Origin of the sequence: Bifidobacterium sp. UTBIF-78 (assembly GCF_006408945.1) — a bacterium.
GTDB classification, from domain to species: Bacteria; Actinomycetota; Actinomycetes; order Actinomycetales; family Bifidobacteriaceae; genus Bifidobacterium; species Bifidobacterium myosotis.
This window is the reverse complement of record NZ_JFAO01000018.1, coordinates 1-14,169: the sequence shown is the minus strand read 5'-3', so window position 1 is coordinate 14,169 and position 14,169 is coordinate 1. Positions and strand designations below refer to the sequence as shown.

The window sequence follows — 14,169 nt, the reverse complement described above, 5'->3', positions numbered from 1 at the left end:
GGCGGAAGCGGAGGCGCGGCCGGTCGCCGTGCGGGCCCGAAGCACAGCGCGAGGCATGGCCGCAATCAGCTTTCTCTAAGCCGGGGTGCTAGTGTTAGCAAGGTTGCAACCGTCATACGAAATGAGGAATCATGGGACTGTTCGGATTCGGCAAGAAGAAGGCCAAGAAGGAGGCCGAAGCGGCCGCTGAGGCGGTGGACGAGGACAAGGTGGCCGCCGAGGCCGCCAACGCCGCCGCCAAGGCCGAAAGCGCGGAGACCGTGCTGGCCGCGCCGTCGAGCGAATACGCCGGCCGTGGCGAGGAGCGCGGCCCGTGGGACGTCAACGATGAGGACGTGCCCGACTACGACGACTATCTGGATCTTGGTGCCTACTACCTGCCGTTCCTGCAGGGTATCGAGCTGCGCATCAAGGCCAACCGCGCCACCCAGCAGATTCTCGGCTCCACCATCACCTTCGGCGCCTCCAGCCTCGAGATCGAGGCGTTCGCCGCCCCCAAGACCCTGGGTCTGTGGGACGATGTGCGCGCCGACCTGCTCGAAGCCAACAAGAACGCCTCCGAGGTCGAAGGCGTGTTCGGCACCGAACTCAAGCTGCCGGTGAGCGTCAAGGGCGGTAAGACCGTGAACACGCGCATCGTGGGCGTGGACGGCCCGCGTTGGATGCTCCGCGGCATCTTCTCCGGTAAGGCCGCCACCGATCCGGACAGCCCGGAGACCGAGGCCCTCAACAAGTTCTTCGCGGACATCGTGGTGGAGCGCGGCGAGGAGCCGCTCGCCCCGCGCGATCTCATCCCGATGCATCCGCCGGTCGCCCCCGCTGAGCGCAAGGCCGCCAAGGAGGCCGCCGCCCAGGCCGAGGAAGGCGGCAAGGAGCACTTCAAGGACATTCCGGATAACAAGCCGAAGGGCCCGCTGAGCCAGGACCAGACCACCGAGGTCAAGACCACGCTGTCCCGCGGCCCGATGTTCTCCGAAGTCCGCTAACGGCTTGTGGCCTGTCGGCGGTTCGCCGGCGGGCCACCACTTCCGCCGCGGCACGCAGGAGAAAGAGCAGGGGATTGCTGAACCATGACTGATCAGAAGAAACGCACGGGTCTGGGCGCCTTGGCCGATGCCGGCGAGGGGGACGACTTCTCCATCATCGACGCCATCGGCGGGCCTCGCGGTGTGGTGGAATCCATGCTGCCGGGCGTGGTGTTCGTGGTGCTGTTCGTCGCCACGAGCAACCTCAATCTCACCATCGTGGTTTCCGCGGTGCTGGCCGTCGTGCAGGTGCTGGCCCGGCTCATCCAGCGGCAGTCGCTGATGGGCGCGCTCTCCGGACTCGTCGCTGTGGGCATCTGCCTGATTTGGGCGTGGAAGAGCCATGAGGCCCGCAACTACTACATGCTCGGCTTCCTCACCAACGCCGGGTACGCGGCGTTGCTGTCGGTCTCGCTGATCGCCCGCGTGCCCGGCTTGGGTCTGGTGGTGGAGTTCATCCGTCAGATGCCCACTGAGCATTTCAAGGCGTGGTTCCACGACTGGATGGATGACCCCGAGCTTAAACGCGCCTACATGATCGTCACCGGCCTGTGGGTGGGGCTGTTCGGCCTGCGACTGCTCGTGCAGGTGCCCCTGTACCTCACCGATCACGTCGCCGCGCTCGGCGTGGCGCGTCTGCTCATGGGCATCCCGTTCTGGGCGCTGGCCATCTGGGTGAGCTACCTCATCATCGCCACCCCGCTTCACCGACACAAGACAGTACGAAAGGACGAGAACGAGGATGCAAGCTGAGGTCCGCATCGAACGATACGCCGACCAGGGCCGTTGCGTGGCCCATATCGATGGCCGCGTGGTCTTCGTTCGGTTTGCCCTTCCCGGCGAACTCGACCGCATCGAGTTGGACGAGCCGCACGACCGTGACGACCGGTTCTGGACCGGCGAGGTCGTCGAGGTGATTGAGCCGTCCGAGGACCGCGTCGAGCCCGCATGGCCGCTCGCCGGTCCGCTCGCCATGGGCGGGGGAGTGGGCGGCGCCGACCTCGTGCACGTCTCACTGCCCGGACAGCTGCGTTGGAAGGCGGTCACCGTATCCGAGCAGATGAGCCGCCTCGGTCATATCGACGTGGCCGTACCCATCGACCGTATGCCCGGTGACGAGGAGCTCGGTGGTCTCCACTGGCGCACCCGCATCGAAATGATCGCCGATGAGGACGGTCGTCCCTCGATGCGCCGCCGTGGCACCCACACCCGCGTGCCCATCGACACCATGCCCCTCGCCTCGCGCGCGCTGCTTGAGGTGGCGTCGCGGGAGCATGTCTGGGACGGTGGCTTCGAGCCCGGCTCGCAGATTCGTCTGGCCGTGCCCGAACCGCGTTCCGACGACTGGCCCAGCGACGATTTCGCCGTGCTCGTGGACGGCGATCTCAAGGCAGGCTCCCAGCTCCTCACCGAACAGGTGAGCGTCAGCGGTCGTGTCTTCACGTATCAGGTCGATGCCGGCGGATTCTGGCAGATGCATCGTCAGGCGCCGATTGCGTTGGTCACGCACATCATCAACCTGGTCAACGATCGCGTGCAGGGCGCTGCGGCACCGGTGATCTGGGACCTGTACTCCGGCTCCGGCCTCTTCACCTTGCCGCTGGCCACACTGACCGGCGAACGTACCCGTATGCTCAGCGTGGAGGGCGCGCGTGTGGCGGTCGCCAACGCGCAGCGCAACCTACGCGCCATGGATCTCGGCAACGTGGACGCCCGTGCGGGCGACGTGTCGCGCACGCTGGCCCATGTACCGGCGCATCTGGCCAAGCCTGACGTCGTGGTGCTCGACCCGCCGCGAGCCGGCGCCCGCACCAAGGTATGCCGTCAAATCGCCGCAGCCGGGGCCTCGTCCGTGGTCTACATTGCTTGCGACCCCACCTCGCTCGCTCGTGACACCGCCACGCTGGTCGCGGAGGGCTACGAGCTGACCGACATCCGTGCTTTCGATATCTATCCGATGACCCATCACGTCGAGACGGTCGCGCTGTTCACTCGCTGAGGTGAGTGGATGCGGCTGTTGCCGTTTATCGCCGGGGAGCCACTATCATGCGCCATATGAACATGCACCGTATGCAGCGGATACTGGCCGTGTTCGCCGGTGCGGCCGCCGTCCTGTCCCTGGCCGCGTGCACGCCGGTCGGCCGGGCCGTGGGCGATACGCAGGACAATCCGCCGGCAGTCGCCCATGATTCCGTCCATACGTCGGACGTCACGGTCGGATTCGTCGGTTCCTTGGATGCCGCGGCGGACAAGATGGCCATCGATGTGATGGCCGATGGCGGCGTCAACGTCTTCTACGCCTCGCTTGACGGCACGAACGGTCCGGTCGAGGACGCGAAGACTGGTGACGAGAGGGCACAATCCGATGCGGCATCGCCGGCTGGCGGTTCAGGCGGTGAGTCGGCGACCGGCGCCGCATCATCCGGCTCCGATGCCGGGGCAGGCTCCTCTCGGACGCCGGTATCGAACACCGCTGCAACGGCCGCGCAGCAGGCCGTCGATGATTTCGTGGCCCGCACGGTCAAGATCATCGTCATCAGCGGCATCAACGTCACCGACGGCAACCGGCAGGGCTGGGACAGTGCGCTGACCAACGCGCGCGAGGCCGGCATCCCTGTCGCCCTGCTCAACCCGACCGCCGTTCCCGGCGACGATCTGCTGTATGCGGCCACCCTCACCGTCAACGACCGCGCCACCGACGCCACGCCGCTGACCGATGCCGTGCTCTCCATCCTGCGCGACGAGCCGCACGACCGCGCCATCATCGTGAGTACCACCGGGGGCGCGAAATTCGAGAGCGGCGGGTCGACGCTGTAGGCGGTTACGTTGTCGGCGGCTATAGGTTGCGGATAGCCCGGCGACGCGGCAGGTTGCGGTAGTCCGGTGATTCGATGGTGTTGGCGTGGTACCGAGTGCGCGATAGGACGATGGCGGTAGTCTTGACACCATGAATACAACGACGGTCGATACGATGCCGGATGTCCGCGAGCCGGGACTGACAGCTGCCGAGGTGGAGCAACGGGTCGAACGCGGGCAGGCCAACGAGGTGAAGACCTCCACCTCGCGATCGGTCGCGGATATCGTGCGCGCCAACGTGTTCACCCTGTTCAACGGCATCATCTTCGCCGCCATGGTGCTTGTGCTCATCACCGGTTCCTGGAAGGACTCGGTGTTCGGCTTCGTCATTATCATCAACACCGGCATCGGCATCGTCACCGAGCTCAAGGCCAAGCGCACGCTTGACCGGCTTTCCATCCTCGTGGCCTCCGATGTTCTGGTCCGGCGCGACGGCGTGAACGTGCCGGTGCCCCACAACGGCATCGTCATGGACGACCTGCTGTGGGTGCGGTCGGGCGAACAGGTCCCGGCGGACGGCCTGATCGTCGAGACCTGGGGACTCGAGTTGGACGAATCCATGCTCACCGGCGAATCCCGCACCGTGCGGCACAAGGTGGGCGAGCAGATCTACTCCGGCGCCACCGCGGTCTCCGGCATGGCGCTGATTCGGGTGAACGCGGTGGGGGAGCATTCGTACGCCGCCACGCTCACCGCCCAGGCCAAGGTCTACAAGAAGACCGTCTCCGACCTCAACAAGGGCATCAACACCATTCTGAAGTTCATGACCTTCCTGGTGGTGCCGCTGTGTGTGCTGCTCATCCTTTCGCAGATTCGGACCGTGGGAGGATGGTCCGAGGCCCTCGCTACCGGTGAATGGCGGCAGGCCGTGGTCTCCGCGGTAGCCGGCGTGGTCGGCATGATTCCCGAAGGCCTCGTGCTGCTCACGTCGCTCAACTTCGCGCTCGCCGCCATCCGGCTGGCGCGAAAGAACACGCTTGTGCAGGAACTCGAATCGGTGGAGACGCTGGCCCGTGTGGACGCGCTTAACCTCGACAAGACCGGCACAATCACCGACGGCGGCATCGCCTTCGACCGGCTCATCATGCTGGGGGATGAGGATGGTAGCGCCGGGGGAGCGACTGGCGGCGGGTGTGGCGCGGCCGATGTTGGCGGACATGACGCAGCGACCGGACATGATGCGGCGGATGGACATGATGCCGCGGCCGAGCGGATTGTCGCACAGGCCCTGTACGACTGCTGCAACGAGGAACAGCCCAACGGCACCGGCAGGGCGGTCCTCGCTGGACTCACCGCACAGGGTTATGGGGCGTGCGACGTCAACGCCCGCATCCCGTTCTCCTCGGCCCGCAAATGGAGCGCCGTGGTGGAAGGCGATGGCAGCCTATGGTACATGGGCGCCCCCGAGGTGATTCTCGCCGCGCTCGACCGTGACACCACAGACCTGCTCAAACGGGTCAACGACTACGCCGGCGACGGCAACCGCGTGCTGCTCATGGCCAGAGCGAGCGAAGACGTCGCGCGCGCTGGGAAAGGGCACTGCGATTGCGAGGATACCGGCAACCAGGACGGCCATGAGGACCGTGAAAGCCACGAGGGCCAGGCCGGTGACCATGAGGGCCGTAATGATTACGAAGCCCTGGATAGTAAGGGATGTGAGTGCAAGCACCGTAAGGTCGTAGGCGACACCTCCTCCGACATCCGGAGCGAATGGTGCCGTCTCCTTGACGATCCGACGCTCGACCCGCACGCCGAACCGGTCGCCCTCGTCCTGTGCGCCGAACGTATCCGTTCCGATGCCGAGCCGACCCTTGCATGGTTCCGCGAACAGGGCGTGCGCTGCCGTGTCATTTCCGGCGACAATCCCGTCACCGTGGGGGCGATCGCCCGCAAGGTGCGGCTCACCGGAGACCGCGAACCGGTCGCGATGGACGCGCGCGAGTTGCCTGAGGACCTCAACGAACTCGCCCGCACGCTCGAAGGCGTGGACGTGCTCGGCCGCGTGCTGCCGGATCAGAAGAAGGCCATCGTCAAGGCCCTTCACCTCCAGGGGCATGTGGTGGCCATGACCGGCGACGGCGTCAACGATGCGCTGGCGCTGAAGGAGGCCGACCTCGGCATCGCGATGGGCAACGCCGCGCCCGCCACCAAGGCCGTGGCGCAGGTCGTGCTCGTGGACTCCAAGTTCTCCCACCTGCCGGATGTGGTGGCGCGTGGGCGTCAGGTCATGGCCAACATGGAACGCGTGGCCAGCCTGTTCCTCGTCAAAACCGTGTATTCGGCGCTGATTTCGCTCGGCGTGGTATTGACGCAGATTCCGTACCCGTACCTGCCCCGCCACATCACGTACATCGGCGCGCTCACCATCGGCATGCCGGCGTTCATCCTTGCGCTTGCGCCGAACACGCGCCGGTACATCCCCGGTTTCCTGGGGCGTGTGGTCAGGTTCGCGTTGCCCGGCGGCGTGGCCACCGCGCTGTCCGTGCTGCTCGCCTCGTGGTTCCTGCCCGGCATCATGGGCTGGGACGTGGCCGACAGCCCCGCTGATCTTTCCTCGCTGCGCGCTACGAGTGCCATCATCCTGTTCGTGATGGGCGTGTTCGTGCTCGCCCGCGTGGCCCGTCCGCTCAACGGCTGGCGCGGTGGGCTGGTGGCGTTCTTCGCCGCCGCTGGCGTCATCGGCGCGTTCATCCCCTTCGTGGCGCGGTTCTTCGCGCTCATCCTGCCCACCGGCGCCACGCTGACCGCCACGCTCATCGCCCTCGCCGGCGCAGCGGTCATTTTTGTGCTGTGCCTATGGCTGGTGCCGCGGGCCGGCAGCATCCTGACCCGGTTCCTACGCCGCCGCGGAATCAATATCTAGGCGTTTCGTCTCTCGCCGGCGCAAATTCGGTTCCCTCTCTGAGAGAATCAGTCGTCAATCTTTCGCCCGCAAGCGTGTGCCTAGTCGGCTCCCCTCTCTGAGGGGAGCTGTCAGCGTAGCTGACTGAAGGGAGCTGGCTCCCTTTCGCCGGCCCTCACCGCAACCAGCCGGAATAAAGTCGCCGCATTGTCTCACGTTTCAATCCGACACGCCAGAGGCAAAGTAACGTACCCGTACCATAACAAGCGGATAATCTACGGCAATAAGAGCCGATTCACGATTCGGAGGAAGCATGTCCTTACGTGACGCCCAACTGGCCACACTGCACGCGGCCGGCAAGGACTTCGATTACTACAACATCGCCAATCTCGATGGCGTCGACCACTTGCCGTACTCACTCAAGGTGCTGGTCGAGAACCTCGTGCGCAACATCGACGGCGCCAACATCACCGACGAGCACGTCAAGGCCCTGCTCGACTGGGACCCCGACGCGCAGCCCAGCCATGAAATCCAGTTCACCCCGAGCCGCGTGGTCATGCAGGACTTCACCGGCGTGCCGTGCATCGTGGATCTCGCCACCATGCGCGACGCGGTCAAAGACCTCGGCGGCGACCCGGAGGTCATCAACCCGCAGGTCCAGTCGGACATGGTCATCGACCATTCCGTGCAGATCGACAAGTACGGCATCGCCGACGCGGTCGAGCAGAACATGGATATCGAATACCAGCGCAACGGCGAACGCTACCAGTTCCTGCGCTGGGGCCAGCAGGCGTTCCGCAACTTCCGCGTCGTGCCGCCGGGAACCGGCATCATCCACCAGGTCAACATCGAATACCTGGCCAAGGTCGTCATGACCAAGACCGCCGAGGCATCCGGCCTGAACGACGGCCGTGAGCTCGCCTACCTCGACTCCTGCGTCGGCACCGACTCGCACACCACCACCGAAAACGGTCTCGGCGTGCTCGGCTGGGGCGTGGGCGGCATCGAGGCCGAGGCCGCCATGCTCGGTCAGCCCATCTCCATGCTCGTGCCGCGCGTGGTGGGCTTCAAGCTTACCGGCTCCATCCCCGAGGGCGTCACCGCCACCGATGTGGTGCTCACCATCACCGACATGCTGCGCAAGCACGGCGTGGTCGGCAAGTTCGTGGAGTTCTACGGCGAGGGTATCGCCTCCGTGCCGCTGGCCAACCGCGCCACCATCGGTAACATGAGCCCGGAGTTCGGCTCCACCTGCGGCATCTTCCCGATTGATGACGTCACGCTCGACTACCTGCGCCTGACCGGCCGCTCGGACGAGCAGGTCGCACTCGTCGAGGCGTACGCCAAGGCCAACAAGCTGTGGGGCGACGCCAACGATCCGGACTACGTCGAACCGAAGTACTCCGAATACATGGAGCTGGACCTCGGTACCGTGGTGCCGTCCATCGCCGGCCCGAAGCGCCCGCAGGACCGCATCACGCTCGCCACTGCCAAGTCCACGTTCGAAGACACGCTGCCCGCGTACGAGACCGAGAAGACCGCCCACGAGCCGATCGCCGTCTCCACCGACTTCCGCGGCGACTTCGACATCACCAACGGCGACGTGGCCATCGCCTCGATCACCTCCTGCACCAACACCTCCAACCCATCCGTCATGGTGGCCGCCGGCCTGATCGCCCGCAACGCGCACGCGCTGGGCCTCAAGCCCAAGCCGTGGGTCAAGACCTCGCTCGCCCCAGGCTCCCAGGTGGTGGCCGACTATCTCAAGGCCGCCGGCCTGCAGGACGACCTCGACGCGCTCGGCTACGAGCTCGTCGGCTTCGGCTGCGCCACCTGCATCGGCAACTCCGGCCCGCTACTGCCCGAGATTTCCGAGGCCATCAACGCCAACGACCTGACCGTCACCGCAGTGCTCTCCGGCAACCGCAACTTCGAGGGCCGCATCAGCCCCGACGTCAAGATGAACTACCTCGCCTCGCCGCCGCTCGTGATCGCCTACGCGCTCGCCGGCACGATGGACTTCGACTTCGAGACCCAGCCGCTCGGCGTCGATAAGGATGGCAACGACGTGTTCCTCAAGGACATCTGGCCCACCAACGAAGAGGTGGCCGCCGTGGTGAACGGCACGGTCAGCCGTGAGATGTTCCTCAAGGACTACGCCTCCGTGTTCGAGGGCGACCGTCGCTGGAAGGGCCTCGACGTGCCCGAAGGCGAGCTGTTCGCCTGGGATCCGAAGTCCACCTACGTGCGCAAGCAGACGTTCTTCGACGGCATGAAGGCCGTGCCGGACCCGGTCGAGGACATCCACGGTGCCCGCGTGCTCGCACTGCTCGGCGACTCCGTGACCACCGACCACATCTCCCCAGCCGGTGCGTTCAAGGCGTCCAGCCCGGCCGGCAAGTACCTCACCGATCGTGGCGTGGCTCCGAAGAACTTCAACTCCTACGGCTCCCGTCGAGGCAACCACGAGGTGATGGTGCGCGGCACGTTCGGCAACATCCGACTGCGCAACCAGCTGCTCGCTTCGATGGGCGAGGAGGTCACGCCCGGCGGCTTCACCTACGACTTCACGACTGGCAAGCCGTCCACGATTTTCGATGCATCGCTCAACTACAAGGCTGCGGGCACGCCGCTCGTGGTGCTGGCCGGTAAGGAGTACGGCACCGGCTCCTCGCGCGACTGGGCCGCCAAGGGCACGCTGATGCTCGGCGTTCGTGCCGTCATCACTGAGAGCTTCGAGCGCATCCACCGTTCCAACCTCATTGGCATGGGCGTGCTGCCCCTGCAGTTCCCTGAAGGCGAGTCCTACAAGTCGCTGGGGCTTGATGGCACCGAGACGTATGACATCGCCGGCGTGGAGGAGCTCAACTCCGGCACGACGCCGAAGACCGTGCATGTCACCGCCACGCACAAGGACGGCTCCACGACCGAGTTCGACGCGGTGGTCCGCATCGACACCCCCGGCGAGGCCGACTACTACCGCAACGGCGGCATCCTCCAGTACGTGCTGCGGAACCTTATGAAGTAAGGCTGAAGAAATGCGGTGCCCCAGCGGCGCTGTGATGTGTCGTCGCAATGCGGGTGTCGCAATGCGACGACACAATGCGGGTGCCGTGATGCGGTGCCGTAATCGCAGAGGCGGAGACCAATTTGCCTCGATGGTTCCGCCAAAAGGAGGCGTGTGCCCCCGGGCGTGTGCCCCCGGGCGTGTGCCCCCGGGTGTGTGCCCCCGGGCGTGTGCCCCCGGGCGTGTGCCCCCGGGCGTGTGCCCCCGGGCGTGTGCCCCCGGGCGTGTGCCCCCGGGCGTGTGCCCCCGCAGCTGGAAATCGTATGGATTTCAGCTGCGGGGGCACACCCATATTTGCGGCGGAATTGCCTGTTTCGGCAAAAATAGCGGAATCATGCGGTTTTCCGCTTACTTCGGCGTGCCCCCGCAGGCGAAAAAGACCCATAAAACCGCTAGCGGGGCACAGGCCGTGCCCCCGGAAGCCAAATTGCCGCTCAAATCGTCTGCGGGGGCACACTTCTGTGCCACGCAAGCCGAAAATCGGGGTATTGAAGGCTGCGGGGGCACAGCACTTGGCTGGAAGTGGGTGATCATTGTGGGAGAGCCATATCTTGGATGCGACATTGCCCAGAACGTAATCTGGTATCCTGCGTCGCAAATTTGTTTCGGCGAATAAAGGCACACGAGAACAAGACACGGCATCAGTCCCAACTGCAATCCCACGCTGGAGTACGGTGCCGTCGAATCCGTGCCAGAGTGCCAGCCAGAGCATAATTGCTGTCGAACCAACCGGTTGCAACGACTTCAGCGCATGCGATTGAGACGATTGAGACGATTGAGGTAATCTAGGCGATTGCGGCAATCGGGCAATGCGTAATCAAGCAATGCGCTGTCACCCTGAACCCGACTTTCGATACTGCTTGGCCACCTCCTCAATGGAACGCGGCAGCACCGAGAAATCGAAAGTCGCGCCGCGCAAGGCGAGATGACGTGCAACATTGAACGCATATTCGGCCTTGGACACGTCGTCCTTGACATCAGCGCCGGTCGCGATGATGACGGTCCATCCGCGATTACGCAGCCATTCGCGTTTCTCTTGGTCCCGTCGCCATTGCGCTTTGTCGGTGCGATGATGGTCTCCGTCGTATTCGACGGCCATCTGGTATTCCGGCCATGCCATATCCAAAGTCATCGTCGCTCCTGAGACGAATCGTGCATCAGGCACCGTGTATCCTGTTGATGGCGAGGGGATGCCGTGCTTCAGCAAGACCATCCGCGACTTGCTTTCCATAGGCGAGGCGACGTTTGCCCGTATCAGGGTCAGCGCAAGCAGGCATTGAGGTTTGGCCCGGAAGCGTGGCAGCGAAGTGATGGTGGTGATGAATCTCCGCCGCACGGAGTCATGGTCGCCATCGCTTCCGGGAAATGATCGGGAGCTCGTGATGCTCTGGGCGTGCAGGATGGAATCGCCGAGCGAAACAAGGGATTCGAGCGGAACATGCGGGGCGAGCTGAGCCCATGTGTGGATGAGGTCAAGAGCATATACGTGCCGATTGATGCGCACATTGTCGGCTTGGACGAGTGGTTTCCAAGTGTGCGCTTGCATAGATGGCCGTCGGGTTCTGAGGCGTTTGTCCTTGACGCTTGAAACGGTGTGCAGGACGTCGAGGTCAAGTGCGCAATGCGATGGGACAGGTATTGATTGGAGCGTAAGCGAGGTGGTCATGCCGAACATCAGCCGGTGACCGAAGTCCTGTGCGGCTTCAGTACAGCGATGGATCATGTCCTTCCGGACTTGGGCCAGGTTTTCGCTCATCGTTGGAGTCGGCTGTGCAGGCGGGGTGTCGAGTGGGACGTCGTGTGGGGAGATGGCGGGGTAGTGGTATGCATTCAAGTCATCATTGATTATCATGCCGCAACCGTAGCGGCGAGTTCGCGGACATGGCAAGCGAATCCGACCTATGTGGTTCCAGCTTGCTGTTTTCGGCGTGTTGTGGATAACTCGCAGTGGATGTTTTTCAACTAACCAATAATGAGGATCTGCTCAACAAGGCTCTGCACAACCGGATGAGGCGGTTGCGCAGAGCTCCACAATGCTGTCTGAACGAGACTGATTACTGCGAAATGCGTAGATTCGAGTACCCGTGCGACTGGATATCGCATCCGGGCGCAATTGGTACGTGCCCGCGTCGGAGTGTTGCCGGGCGACTTGACGGACGGCGAAATCCCCGCGGTGCATGATTCCGACAGGAGCCACTGGTAGGCTGAAGGGGACCGGATGGCGTCGGCGGTCGCGGGCGCTCGGTGACGAAGGGGTGGAAGGGGATTGACACATGGGAATCAAAGCAACGGAACTGCCGCTGGGGAAGGTGTTCACCCCGGATTTCCGGTTCACGATTCCGTCCTTCCAGCGGGCCTACATCTGGAAGCCGGAGAATATTCTGCAGCTGGTCGCCGATCTGAGGGACGCCGCCGCCACGCCATCCACACCGTACTTCCTCGGTTCGTTGATTCTGGTGCGTGAACCGGACGGACGGTTCATGGTGATCGATGGACAGCAGCGTCTCGTGTCGCTGTCCATCATCATCGCCGTGTTGCGCGATCTCGAACGTGATCCCGATCTCATGCGCCAATTGGACGCGCTGCTCGTCGAACCGGGGGACAAGCTGCGCGGCATCGCCAACGAGCCCCGACTCACCCTGCGCGAGCGTGACGCCGCGTTCTTCCGCGAGCATGTGCAGGAGGACAACCTCGAGTCGGTGTTCGATATGAACGACGACGATTTGGCCACCGCGGCCCAGCGCAACATGGTGACCAACATCAAGAAGACCTACGACGAGCTTGATTCGTGGACCGCCGACGAACGCAGCCGCTTCGCGAAGTATCTGGTCAATCAGGTGACGCTGGTGATCGTCATCACCGACGACCTTGACGGCGCCCACCGCATCTTCGACGTGATGAACATGCGCGGCCTGCCGCTCACCCCGTCCGACGTGTTCAAGGCGCGGGCCACCTCCGGCCTGTCGATGGCGGAACTGGACGTCTATGCCGCGCGTTGGGACGACATCGTCGATCCCATCGGCGACGATCCGCATGTCATCGAGGAGTTCTTCTCCTACCTGCACCTCATCCTCACCCACCTGCCCGACACGGACAAGCTCATCGAGGAGTTCCTGACCGGCGTGCTGCAGCCGTACCTCAATACGGGCACGGTCGCCTCGTTCATCAACGACGTGCTCGCCCCGTACGCGATGGCGTGGCGCATCATCGAACGTCCGGGGGACACGGTCCTGCCGGTTGAGGTGCGGCATCGTCTGGAGGCGCTCAACGACTACCACATCCACGAGTGGAAGCCCGTGGCCATGTGGGCGCTGGTGCATTCCTACCGCGAACTGGGCAATCCGGATGTGACGCCGTTCACCCAGCGTGGTGCCCGCGCGGCGCGGCGTTCCTCCACGCTCGACGCCCTCGGCGCGCACGACGACCGGCGGTTGCTCGCGATTCTCACCGCGTTGGAACAGGTGACCGGCGTGCGCACGCTGAACCGTACCGGAACATTGGACCGCCGCGGACTCGCGAACGCCGCCATCCGCGACCTCGACAAGGGCTATCTCGTGGAACGCATCAACGCCCTGCGCGTGGGGGATGCCGACCGCGAAGGCGCGCTGGTCCGGCTGCACGGCGAGATGCAGGGCGACGGCGACCTGATCCGTCTCCTGCTGATTCGCGCCAACGAGCAGAAGGCCGGCGTGGCGCTGACCCGCCCGCGCAAGTTCAGCGCGCTGCCCATCATGCCGCTGGACATCGAGCGTGCCGAATCGTTCGCGGATTGGACTCAGGAGAACCACGACTTCTGGATGTACCGGCTCGGCAACATGGCCCTGGTCCAAGGGACCGAGGATCAGCTCGACAAGATCGCGGAATACGTGCCACGCCGTGACCGCATGCTGCTGCGCGCCGCATCATGCCGCTTCCCACTGACCGACGAGCTCAGGAACTTCGGTGCCTGCACGCCCACCATGCTCGAGCGGCGGCAAGAGGAGACCATCCGTCTCGTCGTCGAATACTGGGGCATCCGGTACGACAAGAACAACCATGATCTGACTTCGCAGAACATAGAGGAGCTGGCGGAGACCGTGCGACGCCCGGTCCGCGGGTCCAAGCGCGTGACCATTCTCCAGGTCATCAAGGCCGGACTGCTCACACCGGGGGAGCGTCTGGTGTGGGACAGACCACGCAAGGGCGAACGCTGGTATGCCACGGTCACCGAAAACGGCAAGTTGCGGTTGGATGACGGCTCCGAATACCCCACGCCGACAGCAGCCGCACGTGCAGCGGCGGGCGGCCGTCGCGGCGGCAGTCTGGACGTGTGGAAGCGCACCTCCAATGGCCAGGGACTGAGCGAGATCTGGCAGCAGGTCCGCCAGTCGCAGTAAACG

General features: G+C 64.4%; 8 protein-coding genes. 7 read left to right on the top strand and 1 reads right to left on the bottom strand.

Features of this window, described 5'->3' with window-relative positions:
- Positions 1–131: 131 nt before the first annotated feature.
- The 6 genes from BG22_RS04770 (at position 132) to acnA (ending at position 9,751) form a co-directional block, all read left to right on the top strand.
- Entirely contained in the window at positions 132–986 is an 855-nt protein-coding gene (locus tag BG22_RS04770) for a DUF3710 domain-containing protein (protein WP_140493748.1), read from the top strand.
- Between the two features lie 84 nt (positions 987–1,070).
- Positions 1,071–1,778: a DUF3159 domain-containing protein gene (locus BG22_RS04765; protein ID WP_140493746.1), complete on the top strand. Its 708-nt coding sequence runs from the start codon at positions 1,071–1,073 to the stop codon at positions 1,776–1,778.
- On the top strand, positions 1,768–3,024 hold the full coding sequence (locus BG22_RS04760; RefSeq protein WP_140493744.1) for a class I SAM-dependent RNA methyltransferase: 1,257 nt from the start codon (positions 1,768–1,770) through the stop codon (positions 3,022–3,024). The genes BG22_RS04765 and BG22_RS04760 overlap by 11 nt, the downstream gene beginning before the upstream one ends.
- Before the next feature lie 71 nt (positions 3,025–3,095).
- On the top strand, positions 3,096–3,842 hold the full coding sequence (locus BG22_RS04755; RefSeq protein ID WP_094667496.1) for a hypothetical protein: 747 nt from the start codon (positions 3,096–3,098) through the stop codon (positions 3,840–3,842).
- Positions 3,843–3,972: 130 nt separating this feature from the next.
- Complete coding sequence (locus tag BG22_RS04750; RefSeq protein WP_094667497.1) at positions 3,973–6,744, top strand: cation-translocating P-type ATPase; 2,772 nt, start codon at positions 3,973–3,975, stop codon at positions 6,742–6,744.
- A 292-nt stretch (positions 6,745–7,036) separates the two neighbouring features.
- Complete coding sequence (gene acnA, locus BG22_RS04745) at positions 7,037–9,751, top strand: aconitate hydratase AcnA (RefSeq protein WP_140493742.1); 2,715 nt, start codon at positions 7,037–7,039, stop codon at positions 9,749–9,751.
- Positions 9,752–10,622: 871 nt separating this feature from the next.
- Here the strand turns inward: acnA and BG22_RS04740 are convergent.
- On the bottom strand, positions 10,623–11,546 hold the full coding sequence (locus tag BG22_RS04740) for an endonuclease domain-containing protein (RefSeq protein ID WP_140493740.1): 924 nt from the start codon (positions 11,544–11,546) through the stop codon (positions 10,623–10,625).
- A gap of 517 nt (positions 11,547–12,063) precedes the next feature.
- On the opposite strand from BG22_RS04740, the gene BG22_RS04735 reads away from it, so the two are divergent.
- Positions 12,064–14,166, top strand: coding sequence for a DUF262 domain-containing protein (locus BG22_RS04735; protein ID WP_140493738.1), 2,103 nt, complete (start codon positions 12,064–12,066; stop codon positions 14,164–14,166).
- Positions 14,167–14,169 lie beyond the last annotated feature (3 nt).